The 17,939-nt window shown below is 71.9% G+C and carries 14 protein-coding genes; 9 read left to right on the top strand and 5 right to left on the bottom strand.

Annotated features, from left to right (window positions below; translation table 11 throughout):
- Positions 1 to 57 precede the first annotated feature (57 nt).
- Positions 58 to 1,377: a cytochrome D1 domain-containing protein gene (locus B0I31_RS24540; RefSeq protein ID WP_245950347.1), complete on the top strand. Its 1,320-nt coding sequence runs from the start codon at positions 58 to 60 to the stop codon at positions 1,375 to 1,377.
- A gap of 541 nt (positions 1,378 to 1,918) precedes the next feature.
- On the opposite strand, the gene B0I31_RS24545 is transcribed toward B0I31_RS24540, so the two are convergent.
- Positions 1,919 to 3,157: an MFS transporter gene (locus B0I31_RS24545; protein WP_106617724.1), complete on the bottom strand. Its 1,239-nt coding sequence runs from the start codon at positions 3,155 to 3,157 to the stop codon at positions 1,919 to 1,921.
- An 86-nt stretch (positions 3,158 to 3,243) separates the two neighbouring features.
- On the opposite strand from B0I31_RS24545, the gene B0I31_RS24550 reads away from it, so the two are divergent.
- From B0I31_RS24550 to B0I31_RS24565, 4 genes are all read left to right on the top strand, one after another.
- Positions 3,244 to 4,053 (top strand): WecB/TagA/CpsF family glycosyltransferase, encoded by an 810-nt coding sequence (locus B0I31_RS24550; RefSeq protein WP_106617725.1) that lies wholly within the window; start codon positions 3,244 to 3,246, stop codon positions 4,051 to 4,053.
- Positions 4,054 to 4,055: 2 nt separating this feature from the next.
- Positions 4,056 to 6,104, top strand: a complete 2,049-nt coding sequence (locus B0I31_RS24555; protein WP_106617726.1) for a glycosyltransferase — start codon at positions 4,056 to 4,058, stop codon at positions 6,102 to 6,104.
- A gap of 193 nt (positions 6,105 to 6,297) precedes the next feature.
- Entirely contained in the window at positions 6,298 to 7,824 is a 1,527-nt protein-coding gene (locus B0I31_RS42660; RefSeq protein ID WP_106617929.1) for a serine/threonine-protein kinase, read from the top strand.
- Positions 7,825 to 7,834: 10 nt separating this feature from the next.
- On the top strand, positions 7,835 to 8,311 hold the full coding sequence (locus B0I31_RS24565) for an SLATT domain-containing protein (protein ID WP_106617930.1): 477 nt from the start codon (positions 7,835 to 7,837) through the stop codon (positions 8,309 to 8,311).
- A 37-nt stretch (positions 8,312 to 8,348) separates the two neighbouring features.
- Here B0I31_RS24565 and B0I31_RS24570 read toward each other — a convergent pair whose 3' ends face one another.
- Complete coding sequence (locus B0I31_RS24570) at positions 8,349 to 9,134, bottom strand: enoyl-CoA hydratase/isomerase family protein (protein ID WP_106617727.1); 786 nt, start codon at positions 9,132 to 9,134, stop codon at positions 8,349 to 8,351.
- A gap of 40 nt (positions 9,135 to 9,174) precedes the next feature.
- Between B0I31_RS24570 and B0I31_RS24575 the strand changes: the two genes are divergently transcribed.
- Together B0I31_RS24575 and B0I31_RS24580 are read left to right on the top strand one after the other, a co-directional pair.
- Positions 9,175 to 9,678: a GNAT family N-acetyltransferase gene (locus B0I31_RS24575; protein ID WP_342751499.1), complete on the top strand. Its 504-nt coding sequence runs from the start codon at positions 9,175 to 9,177 to the stop codon at positions 9,676 to 9,678.
- Between the two features lie 98 nt (positions 9,679 to 9,776).
- Positions 9,777 to 10,325 carry a LuxR C-terminal-related transcriptional regulator gene (locus B0I31_RS24580; RefSeq protein WP_053715935.1) on the top strand — a complete coding sequence of 183 codons (549 nt, stop codon included), beginning with the start codon at positions 9,777 to 9,779 and terminating at the stop codon, positions 10,323 to 10,325.
- A gap of 93 nt (positions 10,326 to 10,418) precedes the next feature.
- Here the strand turns inward: B0I31_RS24580 and B0I31_RS42665 are convergent, their stop codons facing one another.
- Complete coding sequence (locus B0I31_RS42665; protein WP_106617729.1) at positions 10,419 to 13,229, bottom strand: ATP-binding protein; 2,811 nt, start codon at positions 13,227 to 13,229, stop codon at positions 10,419 to 10,421.
- A 247-nt stretch (positions 13,230 to 13,476) separates the two neighbouring features.
- On the opposite strand from B0I31_RS42665, the gene B0I31_RS24590 reads away from it, so the two are divergent.
- Positions 13,477 to 14,700: an ABC transporter substrate-binding protein gene (locus B0I31_RS24590; RefSeq protein WP_146173923.1), complete on the top strand. Its 1,224-nt coding sequence runs from the start codon at positions 13,477 to 13,479 to the stop codon at positions 14,698 to 14,700.
- Positions 14,701 to 14,746: 46 nt separating this feature from the next.
- Positions 14,747 to 15,187, top strand: a complete 441-nt coding sequence (locus B0I31_RS24595; RefSeq protein WP_106617731.1) for an SRPBCC family protein — start codon at positions 14,747 to 14,749, stop codon at positions 15,185 to 15,187.
- A gap of 146 nt (positions 15,188 to 15,333) precedes the next feature.
- Here the strand turns inward: B0I31_RS24595 and B0I31_RS24600 are convergent, their stop codons facing one another.
- Positions 15,334 to 16,911, bottom strand: coding sequence for a phytoene desaturase family protein (locus B0I31_RS24600; RefSeq protein WP_106617732.1), 1,578 nt, complete (start codon positions 16,909 to 16,911; stop codon positions 15,334 to 15,336).
- Positions 16,908 to 17,933: an NAD-dependent epimerase/dehydratase family protein gene (locus tag B0I31_RS24605; protein WP_106617733.1), complete on the bottom strand. Its 1,026-nt coding sequence runs from the start codon at positions 17,931 to 17,933 to the stop codon at positions 16,908 to 16,910. The genes B0I31_RS24600 and B0I31_RS24605 overlap by 4 nt, the downstream gene beginning before the upstream one ends.
- Positions 17,934 to 17,939: the final 6 nt, after the last annotated feature.

Raw genomic sequence — 17,939 nt, forward strand, 5'->3', positions numbered from 1 at the left:
GGCGCAGTGCTCCAGGTCGATTGGAGCACTGCGGGACTCAACCCCTGGAGGCCGACAGTGCTGCTCAGACAGATCCGCAAGGCGCCGGCAGCGGGTGGCGCGCTCGCGTTGGGAGCGGCGTTGCTGCTCGCGCCGTCCGGAACGGCCGCCGCCCAAGACCCGGTGCGCGTGCTCGGCTACGTCGCCAACAACGGCGGCGGGGTGTCGGTGCTCGACACCGCCACGAACTCCGTCACCACCACCCTCATCGACTCCACCGGTGATTCGCCCTACGGCGTCGGCGTCGCCTTCGACGGCACCCGCGCATACGTGACCAACGTCCGTGACGACACGCTGACCGTCATCGACACACCGACCAACACCGTGGACGCGGCCGTACCGGTCGGCGACGGCCCCGCGGGCGTCGTCGTCTCACCGTCCGGCGGCCACGTGTACGTGTCCAACTACCTCGCGGGCACGGTGTCGGTGGTGGACGCGGCAACCCTGGCCACCACCGAAACCATCCCGGTCGGCCCGAACGCCGATGGAATCGCGATCACCCCGGACGGCAAACGGCTCTACGTGGCACACGACGTCGTCGGCGCCGGCACCGTCTCCGTCGTGGACACGACCACCAACACGGAGATCGCCGACCTCCCGACCGGCAACACCCCGACCGCCGTGGCCGTGACGCCGGACGGCACGAAACTGGTCGTGGTCAACAAGTTCTCGAACAACGTGGCCATCGTCGACACCACTTCCAACGCCATCACCGGCACGATCCCGGTGAGCTTCATCCCGCACGGCGTCGCCATCTCCCCGGACGGCCAACGCGCCTACGTGACCAACAGCGAAGGCCACAGCCTCTCCGTCGTGGACCTCGACGCCCTGACGTCGATCGCCCAGATCGCCGTGGGCAGCAGGCCGATCAGCGTCGCCCTCACCCCTGACGGCCACCAGGCCTACGTGACCAACTTCAACAGCGGCACCCTGTCCATCGTGGACACCACCACCCTCACCGTCACCAGCACCGTCCCGGTCGGCGTGAACCCGGTGGGCATCGCAATCCACGCCGTCCCCCCGGCCCCGACCGAACTCACCGCGGGTCATGCCCAACTACAACTCCGCCTCCTCGGCTTCACCGCCCGAGGCCTGGACGCCACACTCACCGAGTCCCACACCGGCAAACCGGTAGCAGGCAAACGAATCACCTTCCGCACCATCAAGGGACACCCCCTCTGCACCGCCACCACCAACGCCTACGGCAAAGCCCAATGTGACGCCAACATTCCCCTCCTCGTAGGCCTCTCCACCCTGCTCCAGGGCTACACCGCCAGCCACCCCGGCGACCTGACCCACGGTCGTTCAGTCGCCCACGGCCCGATCGGCCTCCTCTGACCAACCACCGACCACGCCTCCCATCCCCTCTGGCACGCCCTTCACGCCAACTGGCTCGTCCTTCTTCCCTAGAAGGAGGGCTTCGTGTCATCCCGCCGACCTGGCGCAGCCTTACCGCACGTGTCAAGGGCGGCGCGTCCAGCTTTGCCTACAACTTCACTGGGACCGCGCGCCGCCCTTGACACGTGTGGTAACCCGGAGGGAGGTCGGTGGGATGACACGGAGTCCGGACCCACAACCCAACAGGACATCCAGGCGCAGTTGGGGTCATCCTGCTGATCTGCCCGTCCGGCGAGGACGCTTTTGATCTTTTGCTCTTGGGTTTTTGATCTTTGCGGGTTCTTGCACTCAGAGCCATCACTGCACCACTCGAGTCCCGGCCCGATTTGACATGGGGCCCCTTACGGGTACTCCAGGCAGGCCAAAGCCGGGCAGGCCTGGCGGATAAAGCGCCCGCCAAGCCTGCCCGGCTTCGACCAGCCTAAAGCACCCGAACCCCATGTAAAATCGGGCCTCCGAGGTTGGGCGGCGGGTCCGTTTTTCAGCTGTTAGTGGTGTTGGTGTTGGTGTTGGTGTTGGTGATGTTGAGTCGCCAGGCGATGGCGACCGCTATGACGAGTGAGCCGATGGCGGTGTAGACGGCGGTTCCGAAGGCGGCGAACTGGAGTAGCAGGCCGAACGCGACCGACGACACCAGTCGGGCGAGGGCCTGTCCCGTCTGCACCACCGAGAGACCCGACGCCCGCAACGACTCCGGCACCAGTGCGCTGACCCGTGCCGAAAGCACGCCATCCGTTGCGGCGTAGAACAAGCCGTGCATGATCAGCGCTGCGGCGACCCCGACGTACCCCGTCCCTCCAACTAGGAGGAGCACGTACACCGCCAACAGCAGCACATGCCCACCGAGGAACACCGGCCACCGGCCGACCCGGTCCGCCAACCGTCCCACCGGCGCCGCCGCGACCAGGAACACCAGAGCCGTCCCCAACGGCAGCAACGGCAACAGGTGGATCGGCGCGTTCGTCGCCTTCTGCACCAAGATGAACACGAACGCGTCGGACAACGTCGCCAACCCCAGCACCGCCGCCCCGACCGTCAACCTCCGGTACCCGGCCTCCCGCAGCAACGCCACCCCGGCCCGCGCAGACGGACGCGGCCCTGCCACCACCGACCGGCGGTCCTCCCGCACGAACGCCACCAGCACGATCAGTCCCACCACGGCGAAGCACGCGCTCACCACGAACACGGGCCCGGCCACCGTCCCCACCCAGTACATCAGCAGGAACGTCATCAACGGCCCGAGCAGGGCACCCACCGTGTCCATGCTCCGGTGCAGCCCGAAAGCCGCGCCCAACCGCTCCGGCGGCGTCGCCAACGAGATCAACGCGTCACGCGGCGCGGTCCGCAACCCCTTGCCCGCACGGTCCGCCGCCATCGCCGCCCCGATCCCGAACGCCGACGCGCCCACGACCGGGAAGATGAGCTTCGTCACCGCCGACAGCCCGTAACCGACTGCGGCGACGGCCTTGTGCCGGTGCGTGCGGTCCGAGACGTGGCCGCCGACGAGTCGAAGCACAGCAGTCGCACCCGTGTACAGCCCGTCCAGCAGCCCGAACTGCGCGTAGCCCATGTTGAGCGTGAACAGCAGGTAGACCGGCATGAACGCGGTGACCATCTCGGCCGACACGTCGGTCAGCAGGCTCACCGCACCCAGTGCGACCACCGTGCCCGGCACCTTGCCCTTGATCCGCTCGCCTGGCCGGACGGACGCTACGTACATGCACCCGATATCGGTTACCGCACGTGACCGTTACCGCCATCCGGACCCGTCGTAACGGGGACCACCCCGAACCCGATGACGCGGGTATGCCGGACATACCGCAGCCCCGCGTCCGCGTGGGCGCCGTCGACGTGTGGTCCGTCCACGAGTCCGGTGTCGCCGACCACGTCGCCGAAGCCTGGCGACGGGCCGAGGGCGGCGCGATCGTCACGGCCAACGTGGACATCGTGCGCGCCGCCACCCGCCGCCCCGAGCTGGCCGCGTTGATCGCCGAGTCCGAACTCGTCGTCGCGGACGGCATGCCGGTCGTGTGGGCGGGCAGGCTCGCGGGCGTTCCGCTGCCCGAACGCGTCACGGGCTCGTCGCTGGTGTTCACCCTCGCCGAGGCCGCCGCGCGCGCCGACCGCTCGATCTACCTGCTCGGCGGCGACCCCGGCGTGCCGGAGAAGGCCGCCGACGTGCTGCGCGCCCGCTACCCCGGCCTGCGCGTCGCGGGCACGGACTCGCCGCCGTTCGGGTTCGACGCCTCCGCCGACGCCACCGCCGAGACCGTGGCCAAGGTGGTGCAGGCCAAACCGGACCTGGTCCTGGTCGGTCTCGGCTTCCCCAAGCAGGAACGCCTGATCCGGCTCCTGCGCACGCAGCTGCCGCAAGCCTGGTTCCTCGGTTGCGGCGCGGGCATCCCGATGGCCGCGGGCGAGTTCCGCCGCGCCTCGGGCGTGGTGCAGAAGCTGGGCGCCGAGTGGCTGCACCGCCTCGCGCTCGAACCGCGCCGCCTGGCCAAGCGCTACCTGCGCGACGACCTGCCGTTCGCGTTCCTCTTGCTCGGGGGCGCGCTGCGCACCCGGTTCCGCCGCTCGACCGCCGACGGCGTCGGCACCCAGACCGGGGAGTAGAAGTGCCGCTTGCCGTCGTCGTCGTGACCTACCACAGCGCCGAGGTCGTCGAAGACTGCCTGACGTCCGTCACCACGGCCCTGGAGTCCATTCCGGACAGTCGGATCATCGTGGTGGACAACGCCTCCGCAGACAACACGCTGGAGATAGTCGCCCGCGTCGCACCCCACGCCCAGATCGTCGCCCGTGCCTCCAACGACGGCTTCGCCGCGGGCGTGAACGCCGGTTTCGCCGCCGCGCCGGACTGCGACGTGCTGGTGCTCAACCCGGACGTCCGGCTCCACCGCGACGCCGTCACGCTGCTGCGCGCCGCCCTGGCGATGCCCGGCACCGGTATCGCCGTGCCACGCCTGGCCGGTCTCGACGGCGCACCCCAGCTCTCCCTGCGCCGCGCCCCGAACCCGTTGCGCGCCTTGGGCGAAGCCGTCCTCGGCGGCACCCGCGCCGGACGTTCCGAGGCGCTCGGCGAACTGGTCGTCGACCCCCTCCGCTACGAGACGGCCGGCACCGCCGACTGGGCGACCGGCGCGGCGTGGTTGATCTCGCGCGAGGCGCGTGCGGCGACCGGCGTGCTGGAGGAGCGGTACTTCCTGTACTCGGAGGAGACCGAGTACATGCTGCGCGCGGGCAAGCGAGGTTACGTCGTCCGCTACGAACCGCGGGCACGCGCCGTGCACATCGGCGGCGAGCAGTCGACGTCTCCGGTGCTGTGGTCGATGGCCACCACGAACCGGGTCCGGATGGTCCGCGAGCGGCACGGCCGGGCGGCCGCGTTCGCGATGTGGTGTGCCGTGCTGCTGAACGAGCTCCTGCGCGCTCCTCGCGGCGCCAAGCACCGCAAGGCCGCCGGCGACCTGCTCCGCTGGCGGCGCTGGCCGGTACGCCCCGGCGCGAGCACCGGCGGGGCCGCCGAGCCCGGCTGGGTGTGCTTCTCCGCGCAGGACTGGTGGTACCACAACCGCGCGCACTCGGACTTCCAGCTGATGCGGTCGATGTCCGCGCACCGCCGGGTGCTGGTGGTCAACAGCATCGGCATGCGGATGCCGACCCGCGGCAACAGCACGCACGTGTCCCGGCGCATCCTGCGCAAGCTGCGCAGCGTGGCCAAGTTCGTGCGCCGCCCGATGCCCGACTTCTACGTGATGTCACCGCTGCCGCTGCCGTTCTACGGCTCGCCGTTCCTGCGCAAGGTCAACGCCGTCCTGGTGCGCCTCCAGGTCCGGGCGGTCGCCCTCGCGCTCGGCCTGCGCACCCCGGTGATCATGGTCACGATCCCGACCGCGTGGGACGTGGTGGCCCCGATGCGCCGGCACCGCCTGGTGTTCAACCGCTCGGACCGGCACTCCGACTTCCCCGAGGCCGACCGGGCGTCCATCGAGGCCTTGGAGAACCAGCTCCTGGCCAACGCCGACCACGTCGTCTACGTCAGCCACGCGCTGATGGACGAGGAACGGCCGCGCACCGGCCACCGCGCCCACTTCCTCGACCACGGCGTCGACATCCTCCACTTCACCGCGCGCCCGGTGCACGAGTGGCCGGACGACGTGCGCGCCATCCCCGGCCCGCGCATCGGCTTCTTCGGCGCCCTGGACGACTTCGTGGTCGACTTCGACCTGCTGGAACGCGTCGCCGTCGAGCTGCCGCACGCCTCCCTGGTGCTGATCGGTGACGCCACGCACCCGATGGGGCGCTTCGACAAGTACCCCAACGTGCACTGGCTGGGTTTCCGCCCCTACAGCACGATCCCGGCCTACGGCTCGGCGTTCGACGTGGCGATCATGCCGTGGCAGGACAACGACTGGATCAAGCGGTCCAACCCCATCAAGCTGAAGGAGTACCTGGCGCTGGGCCTCCCGGTCGTCAGCACCGACTTCGCCGAGCTGGCCGGCTACACCGACCGCGTCCGCGCCGCCCGCACCCACGCCGATTTCGTCGACGCCCTCCGCACCACCCTGGCCACCGGCCCCCTCCTGCCTCCGCGCACCCTCCGCGCCTCCGTGGAACCCCACTCCTGGCAGGCCCGCGCCCAAACCCTCCTCTCCCTCACCTGACCCCGCGTGTCCTACGTCCAGAACGGCCGTGTCCTACGTCCAGGACCCCCGAGTTGAACACTCGGAACACGCCCGGCCGGTCCTGAGGCACCCTCGACTCCGCGACCTCACCCGAGGTTGCGCGGCTGTGGGCTGCGCCGCGAACCTCGCCGTCTTGCCCGAACGGGTGGCCGGCGCATCTAGGGTGGGTGTCGTGCAGCCACTGCCCCCGAACGCCCCGTCGCGGATCGGCGACTACACGCTGCTCGCCGCCCTCGGCCGCGGCGCGATGGGGTCGGTCTACCTGGCGCGGTCACGCGGCGGGCGGCCGATCGCGGTCAAGGTCGCGCGCGCCGAGCTGGCCGACAACCCGGAGTTCCGCGAGCGCTTCCGCCGCGAGGTCGAGATGGCACGCGCGGTCGGCGGCTTCTGGACCGCCACCGTCGTGGACGCCGACCCCGACGCCGACCGGCCCTGGATGGCCACCGAGTACATCCCCGGCCCGAGCCTCCAGCAGGTCGTCCAGGACCACGGCCCCCTGCCCGAACGCGCCGTGCGCCGCCTCGCCGGCGGCCTGGCCGAAGCGCTGGTCGCGATCCACGGCGCGGGCCTGGTGCACCGCGACCTCAAGCCGTCGAACGTGCTGCTGGCCGACGACGGCCCCCGCGTGATCGACTTCGGCATCGCCCGCGCCCTGGAGCACTCCGCGCTCACCGAAGCGGGCATCGTGTTCGGCACCCCCGGCTACCTGTCACCGGAGCAAGTGATCGGTGGCAAGATCACCACCCAGAGCGACGTGTTCGCGCTCGGCTCGGTGCTCGTCTACGCCGCCACCGGCGGCGGCCCGTTCGGCGAGGGTGCCACGTCCGCGCTGGTCTACCGCGTGGTCCACCAGGAACCGGACCTGTCCCGCGTGCCGCCGGGCCTGGTGCCGCTGATCGTGCCGTGCCTGGTCCGCGAACCGGTGAACCGGCCCACGCCCGCACGCCTGCTGGAGGCGATCGGCCCGCCGTCCGCCGAACCGTCGTGGCTGCCCGCCCAGGTCCGCACCATGGTCGAGCAGCGGCACACCGAGCTGAGCAAGCTGCCCGCCAAGCCGCCGACGCGCGTCCTGGTGGAGGACCCGCCGCCCAAATCGCCGACCCTCGTCGCACCGTCCCCGACCAACACCCCCGCACCCGCACCGACCCGCACCCCCGCCCGGACGGACCCCGAACGCAAGGAGGTCCGCCCCACCGGCGTCCGGTTCAAGACCTCCCGCGCCGTGGGCCTGAGCTGGGCCGGGGCGCACCTGGTGGCGTCCCTCGTGACGGCCTCCATCCTCGACCCCGTCGTCGGTGCGCCCGGTGCCGTGCGGCTGGCCGCGGGCATCGCGTTCCTGGCGTTCGCGGTCGCCGCGATCCGGCTGCTGATCGGCGCCGCACGCGCACCGCTCACCCTGGACGTCGGCCCTGACGGCATCACGCTCTCCAACGGCACGCACACCCGCCGCCTGCCCTGGTACGCCATCTCCCGCGTCAAGGTCGAGGCACACCACGCCCGCCCGTGGCTCATGGTCTGGCTGGTCAGCGCCGCCAAGACACCGGACACCCTGGGCCGCGGCAGCTTCACCCGGCACAAGGGCGGCGTGCGCGTGTACCCGATCTCGCACGAGCGCTACCGCAAGCGCCGCGACCGGGACGTGGTCGAGCTGCGTTCCGCCCTGGCCTGGTACGGCTCCGCCGCCTACGACCCCCGATAGGGTGCCCGCCGTGGAAGAGCCCGAAGAGCAGCCGGTGAAGACGGGCCTGAGCCCGCACGAACTGGCGCTGGACCTGTTGGCCCGCATCGACCGCGCCCGCGAGTACGGCCGGGTGCGGTCGGTCCGGTTCGCCCGCCGGGCGACCGCGCTCAAGGTCGGCCTGCTCGCGATGTCCGCCACCGCGACGATCATCCTGGGCTGGCAGGACCTCGACTTCTGGACCGGCCTGGCGTTCTCGCTGGTGGCGTTGAGCACGGTGTTCGCCGTGCTGGAGCCGTACTTCGCGTGGCGGCCCCTGTGGGTGCTGATGGAGGAGTCGCTGTCCCGGTTCCACCGGCTGCGCGACGACGTCAGCCACTACCTCGCGGCCACGCCCACCGACCGGGTCGACCCGGCCAAGGTCGCCGAGATGTTCGCCGAGTACCAGGAGATCTGGGACCGGCAGAGCACCCGGTGGACGGAGTTCCGGCGGATCAGCGACCGCTGAACGGATCAGCGACCGGCCTCAGCGACGCCGAGCGGCCTCAGCGACCGCTGAACGTCGCCTTGCCCGGACCGTCTGCCAGGAACGACCGCACCGCGCCACGCAGGTCCTCGCTGTCGAACAGCTCCGCCGCGATCGCCGTGACGTGCTCGTCCGCCTCGGCCACGCCGCCGCTCTCGAAGTGCGCCAGCACCCGCTTGGTCGCCGCGTGCGCCAACGTCGGCCCGGTCGCCAACGCCAGCGTGAACCCCAGCGCCGCGTCGTCGAACCCCTCGTCCGGCAGCACCCGGTTGACCACGCCCCACCGCTCCAGCGTGGCCGCGTCGTAGCGCTCGCCGGTCATCACGAGCTCCTTGGCCCGCCCCACGCCCGCCCGCGCGGCCAGCCGCTGCGTGCCGCCCATGGTCGGGGTCAGCCCGACGACCTTCTCCACCAGCCCGAACGTCGCCCGCTCGGCGGCCAGCAGGAGGTCGCACGCCACCGCGACCTCGAACGCCCACGTCAGGCACAGCCCGTGCGCGGCGAACACGGTCGGGAACGGCAGCGCGGCCACCCGCTCCGGCAGCTCCAGCATCCGGTCGAGCAGGGACTTGGCCCGCGCCGACGTCTCCTGCTCGGCGAACAGCGCCACGTCGACACCGCCGCTGACGACCTTGCCCTCGAAGCGGACGAGCAGTGCCCGCGCGGGCCGCTCCTCCAGGTCCTCGACCGCTGCCTCCAGCAGGTCCTGCAACTCGGCGGTGTAGAGGTTCAGCGGGGGAGCGTCCACGGTGAGCACGGCGAGCCCCGCGGGTTCCCGCTCCAGCCGGACCTGTTGCGCTGCCACGGGCGTGGACTTTACACGCGTCCGGAGTGCCGAAAACCACGTGTCCGAATGGCCCAGCGCGGGTGAAAATCTGCCAATGAGTTCCTGGACCGTTCAGCCCGAACCGGTTGACAGCCCGACCGCTGTCGCCGTGATCCGCACCTACTTGGCCGACATCATCGCCCGCTACTACGGGCGCCCGGCCACGTCGGGTGAGGTCGACCAGGCGATCGCCGACGACCCGACCGACGACTTGGCGCGGTTCTTCGTCGGCCGCCGTGACGGTGTGGTGCGAGGGTGTGTCGGGTTCCGCATGGTCGACCGCGAAACTGCGGAGATGAAGCGGATGTTCGTCGATCCGGCGGCTCGCGGCACCGGCGGGGGAGCGGCGCTGCTCGCCGCGGTCGAGGAGGGCGCCGTCTCATTTGGTGCCGCGGCCATTCGCCTCGACACCCGTACTGACCTGGTCGAAGCGCGGGCGTTGTACGCGCGGCACGGCTACCGTGAGGTGCCCGCGTTCAACGACGACCGCTATGCGGAGCACTGGTTCGAAAAGCGGCTATAGGGGCCATTGGGTTCCCATATCACTGTTGTGATGTGTCTCACTTGACACTGAATAAACGCCCCAGTTGAGTATGTGGCGAAAGTCGGCCGCGGAATGAAATGGGGATCAGTCCAGTGGCTTTCGCCGTTGAGTTGACATTTCGTGATGCGCGCCAGGTGCGGAGATCCATTCATCTCGCACACCGGGAATATTGGCGTCCGTTAGCCGAGCAGGGAGTGCTCGTCGGAACCGGCCCCTGGGCCGATGGTTCCGGCGTGCTGCTCATCGTGCAGGTGCCCGACGACGCCGCGGCCCGGGACCTGGTGCGTGGTGACCCGTACGTGCGATCGCAGTCGATCGCGGAGGTGCGCATACGCCAGTGGCACGTGCTGCTGGGTGTGCCGGAAGGTGAGCGCGTGCCGGGCATCGTCCGGCCGCGCGACGGGCAGAGCGCCGAGGCGCGCTCGCGCGAGCCGTTGACGCCGCACGAGCACCGGATCGCGCTGATGATGTTGGAGGGGATGACGAACCGGCAGATCGCCGAGCACTTCTCGGTGTCGACCCGGGCCGTCGAACTCCACATCACCCGCATCTACCGCAAGCTCGACATCGGCAGGCGGGCCCAGCTCGCCGCGGCGATGCCGTGGGGCCAGCGCTCGTACCTCTAGGCGCACGTACCGGTCATGAGCAGTGCCGCGAGGACCGACGGGCAACCCCGCCGGTCCTCGCGACTTCTGCACGGCTCACGGCTTCCGCACGCCTCACGCCAGCAGGTCGACCCGCGACGCCGCACCGAGCTTGCGTAGCACCCGCGCCACGTGCTGCTCCACCGTGCGCGGCGACAGGAACAGCACCTCCGCGATCTCCCGGTTCGTCCGCCCCCGCGCCAACAGCCGGGCCACGTCCCGCTCCCGCGGCGACAACGCGTTGCCGTACCCGCGCCGACCGCGCCGTGACGGCGTCGCCACGCCCGCCCCGCGCACCAGGTGCCGGCACCGTGCAGCGTCACGGCTCGCGCCCAGCGCGTCGAACCTCGCGGCCACCTCGCCCAGCGCGGCCACCGCCTCGTCGTCCCCGCGCTCCAACGCCACCCGCGCGATCCGCTCCGACAACGTCGCCGAGTAGTACCGCAACCCCAGCTCGTCGGCCGCACGTCGGGCTTCCTCCAGCAGGAACGCGGCCTCGTCCCGCTCCGCCAGCAACGCCCGGCACACCTTCAGCGCCACCTGCGCCAACGGCGCGTCCCGACCCACCAGCCCCGCGTCGAACTCCGCCACCAGCCGGGCCGCGTCCTCGACCCGCCCGGCCGCGCGGAACGCGTCCACCGCGGCGGGCGCCAGCTCGCCCAGCCACGCCCACACGCCCTTGCGCCGCGCCAGGTCCAGCCCCCGGTCCGCCTCGGCGCACGCCCGTGCCGGGTCACCGCGTTCCGACCACAGCCTGGTCAACGCCGCGAACCCGCCCAGCGCCACCGGCGTGATCGAGTTCTCCACCGACCGCACGCCGCAGTCGGCCAGGTGCCGCTCGGCCGCGTCCCAGTCGCCCCGCGCCACCGCCAGGCACCCCAGCACCAGGTTGATCTCCCCGGCGACCGGCAGCATCTCCCGGTACTCCTCCAGCAGCCGCGCGGCCCGGTCGGCGAGCGTGCCCCAGTCGCCGCGGTACCAGTCGAGGTGCAGGCGGGTGGACTGGCCGGTGCCCTCGGTGAACGGCACGCCCGCGCCGACGGTGAGCCGCAGCCCCCGGTCGAGGAAGTCGCGGGCCAGGTCGAAGTGGCCGACCAGGGCGAACGCGTCGGCCAGGTTGCAGTGCGCCCGCGCGAGGTGCCGGCGGACCGCCACGTCGGCCGCCGTGCCGGGCAACCGGTCCAGCTCCTCCATCACGGTGTGGTCGCCGATGCTCATCCGCGAGCCGAGCTGGTTGGCCAGCAGTGCGAACCGCACCTCGTCGTCCGCGCGGGACGCGATGAACGCCTCCACCTCGCGCAGCCACCGCAGGTGCTCGGCCAACGGCGTGGCGCCGACGAACGGCTGGGCGAGCACGGCCCGTGCCCGCATGGCCAGGTCCGGGCGCGCGGACAGCTCCTCGATGGCGTGCTCCAGGACGACCCGGCTGTGCCGCGGGCCGTCGAACTGGCGGATCAGCAGGAAACCGAGGTTCAGCCGCACCTGGCCGCGGGCGGCGGTGGACAGCCGGTGGTCGTCCAGCAGCCGTTCCAGCGTGGCGCGGGGGTCGTGCTGGTCGAGCCCGCCGCGGGCGACCTGGCCGAGCTTGACGGCGAGCCGGTCCACGTCGGCGGGCGTGAGCGAGGCCTCGTCCAGCAACCGCTGGTAGAGGTGGGTGGCGGTGGACGGGTCGCCGACCTCCAGCGCCCGGTCGGCGGCGGCCTCACCGTGCCGCAGCCAGTCGTCCCGCAGCCCGGCGCGACGGCTGTGCTCGGCCAGCTGCATGAACGGGCGCGGCGTGGCGTGGTCGAGGGCCCGCAGCGCGCGCAGGTGCAGGCGTTGCCGTTCGGGACCGGTGAGCGTGTCGTAGACGGCCTGCTGGGCGAGGGCGTGGCGGAAGCCGTAGCGGACGTCGGCCGTCTCGTGCAGCACACCGCTGTGCAGCGCGTGCGTGAGCGCGACGCGGGCCCGGTCGGGTGCGACGGCGCCGACCTCGGCGAGCAGATCTTCGGTGGCGGGCACGCCGAGCACGGCGGCGGCCTCCGCGATGCGCCTGCCCGTGGCGGGCAGCCCGGCCAGGCGTTCGGCCATCGCGTCCCGCAGCAGCGCGGGCACCTCGACCGCGTCCAGCAGCCGCCAGTCCGGGTCGCGCAGGGCCCGCAGCACCTCCTCGACCACGAACGGGAGGCCTGCCGTGCGCTCGTGCAGCCGGGCGGCGAACTCGGCGGGCACGGCGTCCACGCCGAGGATCGCGGCGGCGAGGTCGTGCACCTGGTCGACGTCCAGCGGACCCAGTTCCACCAGCACGGACGCCACCCCGGCGGGCGGGCGGTAGGCACTGCCCAGCGGCATTCCGCCCGGTGCGTCCTCACGGCGGTAGGTGACCAGCGTGGTCAGGTTCGGCGGCGGGTCGGCCATCAGGAAGCGCAGCAGGTGGCGGCACCCGTCGTCGGCCCAGTGCAGGTCCTCGACCACCAGCAGGACCGGCCCGAGCGCGGACAGCAGCTCGCGCACCGCGCGGAACAGGTGGTGGCGCTCGTGCCGGGGGTCGTCGGGGCGTTCGGGCGGGTCGGGCAGGTGCCCGGCCAGCTCCGGCACCAGCGGTCTCAGCACGCCCGTCACCGGGCTCAGTGACACCCGACCCAGGTAGCCGCCCACGGTGCGCAACGCGTCGAGCACCGCGCCGTACGGGAACGGCTCGCGCAGCGGCTGGCAGAACCCGGTGAGCACGCGCAGCGGTCCCAGCTCGGGCCGGCCGAGCAGCTCGCGCACCAGCCGGCTCTTGCCGACCCCGGCCTCGCCGGCCACCAGCACCACGGACGGCTGGGACGCCACGGCGCCGGTCAGCGCGGCCAGCTCGTCGCCCCGGCCCACCAGGACCGGGGAGCTGGTTCGCGGTGGCGTCATGGGCGCTCCGGGCACTGGCGGAGGAGGTCGACCGGACCCCTGTATTAGAACCCGAATCGTTCGGCCGGAGCACCCCCTCACCGTGCGGTGACGATATAGGGCTGATCGGGTGGCAATCGGGTCGCGAACGGGTACGGAACCGAGGCGGAAAAGTCACCGACCGTGCGGTATGTCACATGATTAGGCGATTCGGGTGACTTCTGTCAATACTCCTTACCCGTCGGTAACGTGAGTGGTGGGAGTCCCGTTGGTTCGCAACCTCGTCATCGGATCCACCGTGCTCGCCGTGCTGCTCGCGGGGTGCGGCGCGGAGGAGGAGGCGCCGATCAAGACCGGCCCTGGCGTCACCGACGACACCATCTCGCTGGGCGTGCTCACCGACATGACGGGACCGTTCTCGGCCACGTCGCTCATCCGGATCAAGGGCTACGAGCTGTTCCTGAGCCAGCTGAACGAACGCGGCGGCATCTGCGGGCGCAAGGTCGAGCTCGAGCAGGCCGACCACGGCTACGACGTCGACCGCGCGTTGAACGCGTACTTCGACCTGGAGCCGCAGGTGCTCGGGTTCATGGACATCACCGGCGCGCCGATGACCGAGGCCATCGAGCCGGACCTGATGCAGACCAGGGCGATCGCCGCGCCCGCGTCGTGGTCGGCGAGCCTGCTCGGCAACCCGCACATGATGGTCGTCGGCACGACCTACGACCTCGACGTGATCAACGGGCTGGACCACGTGAAGCGGTCCGGCGCGATCGGCGCGGGCGACACCATCGGGCACGTCTACGTCGACAGCGACTACGGGCGCAACGCCGTGGAAGGCAGCACGTTCGCCGCCGAGCAGTGGGGCATGGAGCTGGTCGCGAAGGCCGTGCCGGAGACCGCGGACGTGGCCGCGCAGGTCGGGGAGCTGCGTGCGGCGGGGGCGAAGGTGGTGTTCCTGAGCACGTCGCCGCAGCAGACCGCGACCGCCGTGGCCACCGCCGAGCGGCTCGGCTGGGACGTGCCGTTCCTGGTCAACGCCGCCGGGTACGACCCGCTGATCCTGGAGTCGCCAGCGGCGGCGGCCGTGGTGAAGCGGGTGCTGGTGGTGTCGCCGATCGCGCCGTTCGCCACCGACCTGCCGGGGCCGCGCGCGGTGGCGGAGGCGTTCACCCGCAAGTACCCGGACCTGGAGCCGACCGGGTCGGTGGACCACGGGTACGTGATCGGGGTGGCGTTCGCGGCGATCCTGCAGAAGGCGTGCGACGAGCGTGACCTGACCCGTGACGGCGTGCTGCGCGCGTTCCAGGACACCAACAACGTGGACACCCAGAGCCTGACCGGGCAGCTCCGGTTCTCCCTGGTGGGCCGGCCGTCCGCGACGCAGTCCTACGTCGCGCGGCCCGATCCGGCGACACCCGGTGGGCTGGCCGTGATCGCCAACCTGTTCGAGTCCGACCTCGTCAAGCTCAAGGGCACCCGCGCGAAGTAGCCCCGGCGGGTAGTTTCCGCCGGTTTACGCGGGGAATCCGAGGCGCATGATCGAGGTGCGCTTGGTGGTGCCGGCGTCGGTGGAGCAGGTGTTCGCGGTGCTGGCCGATGGTTGGTCCTACGCGGGCTGGGTCGTGGGCGCCGCGCACATCCGGGAGGTCGACGCCGGCTGGCCGGGTACCGGTACGCGGATCCACCACAGCGTCGGCGCGTGGCCGGTGGCGGTGCAGGACGTGACCACGGTGCTGGACGTCGACCCGCCCCGGATGCTCGAACTGGAGGCCCGCCTGTGGCCGCTGGGCGCCGCGCGCATCCGCTTCACCCTCGCCCCGGCCTCCGAAGGCTGCGAGATCACCATGGCCGAAGAGGCGATCAAGGGCCCGCTCTCCCTCCTCCCCACCCCGGCCCAATCGCTCTTCCTGATCCCCCGCAACCGCGAATCCCTGACCCGCCTCGCCGCCCAATCCACCCGCAAACACACCCCCTGACCCCGCGTGTCGAACCTCCAGGTCCCGCGTGTCGAGCGCTCGGGACCCCCGAACTCCACATTCAGGTCCCCGCCGGCGTGACGCGACTGTAGAACTCGCGGGTCCTGGAGGTTCGACACGCGGGACCTGAGCGTTCGACACGCGGGCTAGTAGAGGGTTTGGTGGAGGGTGCGGAGGAGGAGGTGGTAGGCGTCGCCGGCCAGGGCGTTGCGGGTCAGGGCGGCGCGGGCGGCGTTGGCGCCGGGAGCGCCGTGGACGCCGCCGCCCGGGTGGGCCGACGCGGAGGTCAGGTAGAGGCGGTCGATCGGGGTGTCGGCACGGCCCAGGCCCGGCACCGGGCGGAAGACCAGCTGCTGGTGGATGGCGGCGGTCCCGGAGTTGATCGAACCTCTCACCAGGCTGCGGTTGCGGGTCTCCAAGTCCTCCGGGCCGTGCACGACCCGGGCACGGATCAGGTCGCGGAACCCCGGCGCGTGCTGCTCGATCAGCTGCTCCACCCGGTCGGCACGGCGACGCAGGCGATCCGACGCCCAACGCTCACCCCGCGGCACGTGCGTGTACGCCCACGCCGTCTCCGTACCCGCCGGTGACCGCGTCGGGTCGGTCGTCGTCATCTGCCCCATGATCACGAACGGCAGGCGCGGCACGCGCCCGCACGCGATCTCCGCGCTCGACATGGCCAACCCGTTGAAGTCCCCTCCCAAGTGGACGGTTCCCGCCCCGCGCACCTCCGGCGCCGTCCACGGCACCGGCCCGTTCAACGCCCAGTCCACCTTGATCGTCGCGTCGTCCCACTCGAACGACGCCAGGTCCGACACCAACCGCCCCGGCAGGTGCTCCGGCCCCACCAACCCGAGGTACAGCACCGGCGCCGGCACGTCCGCCAGCACCGCCTTCCGCGCCCGCACGTACCCACCCCCGGCGTCACGCACCCCCAGCGCACGCCCGCCGGCCACCACCACCCGCTCCACCGCCCGCCCGCACTGCACCACACCGCCGAGCCGCCGCACCATCGCCCGCGTCAACGCACCGGCACCACCCTCCGGCACCGGGTACCCCACGTCCTGCCCGAGCATCGACAGCAACCACCCGAACGCCGCTCCACCGGCCTGATCCGGTCCCAGGTCGGTGTGCATCGCGTTGCCCGCCAACAACAACGACGCGCCCTCACCCGAGAACCGCTCGTCCCCGAACGCCCGCACCGACTGCAGGAACGACCGCGCGAACCGCAACGCACCACCCGGCCCCAACGAGCCCGCCAACCCGACCCCGGCCCGCACCGGCGGGAACGGCCGCATCAACGCCTCGACCAGCTCCGACCGGACCCGCTGCCACAAGGCGAACTCCGCCCGCCACGCGTCACCGTCACCCGCGCCGAACGCCTCGACCGACGCCGCCGTCCGGTCCAAGTCCTGCGACAGCACCACCGCCCGGTCGTCCGGCAGCACGTGCGCCAGCACCTCCGGCGCCCGCCGCCACCGCAACCCGTGCCGCTCCAGACCCAACCCGGAGATCACCGGCGACGCGGCGCCCAACGGGTAGAACCCGCTGAACAGGTCGTGCCGGAACCCTGGCTCGGTCAACTCGGCCGTGCGCACCGCCCCACCGGGCTCCTCGGCGGCTTCCAGCACCAGTACGTCCCACCCGGCGTCGGCCAGCAGGTTCGCCGCCACCAGCCCGTTCGGGCCGGATCCGATGACCACCGCGTCCACGACTTCGCTCAACGCACGTCTCCCTGGCTCTGATGCACCGGCCGGCCGAACCCGAACCGGTGCCACCGTCCCACTTCACGCGGCGCGAGCGGACCCCACGTGCCGCGCCCCTCCGCGACCGCCGCCACGAACTCGGCCAACGCCTCCCGCGGCGCGTGCCGTGGTTCCCACCCCAACGCCCTGATCCGCGAGCAGTCCACAAGGGACGCCTGATCCGCCAGCCGCAGCCACCCGGGGTGTACGGGCTGCACGCCCAGCCGCCACGTCGGCCACGCCACCGCCTGCAGCACCGGCAACGGCACCGGCACCAGGAACCCGCCGAACACCGACGCCAGCTCACCCGCGCCCATCGGCGGGTCGCCGGCCACGTTGAACGCACCACCGGCCCGATGCGCCAGGACCACCCGGATCGCCCGCGCCACGTCCTCCGCGTGCACGACCTGCGCCCGCAACCTCCGCCACAACGGCACCGGCAGCCACCGCCGCCCCAGCACCCGGGCCGGCAGCACAGGGCTCAGCACCCACCGGGCCACCTCGCCCCCCGCGTCCGGCTGCACGATCGCGCAGGGCCGCACCACCGCCACCCCGGCCCGGCCGGTGACCATCCGCTCCAGCTCGGCCTTCTGCGCGCTGTACGCACTACCCGGCACCCCGCCGCACGGCCACTCCTCGTCCACCGGACCGGCCGAGGGCGTGTACGCCGCCACCGACGACGTCACCACGACGTGCGGCACACCGGCGCGTTCCGCCGCACGCAGCACGTGCGCGCTACCGGTGATGTTGGTCCGCCGCATGTCGGGCTCACCCGGCGTGGGCTGCACCGCCCACGCCAGGTGCACCACCGCGTCCGCACCGGCGAACGCCCTGCTCAACACCACCTCGGCGGCCGGCGCACCCACATCGCACGTCACCCAACCAGGTGAACGCACGGGGATCCGTCGGGCGATTCCGACCACCGAGTCGCCCGCATCCGCGAGCACCCGGCGCAGGGCCGTCCCCACGTTGCCGCTGGCACCCGTGACGACGACCCTCATGGCCGC

Origin of the sequence: Saccharothrix carnea (genome assembly GCF_003014735.1) — a bacterium.
Lineage (GTDB): Bacteria > Actinomycetota > Actinomycetes > Mycobacteriales > Pseudonocardiaceae > Actinosynnema > Actinosynnema carneum.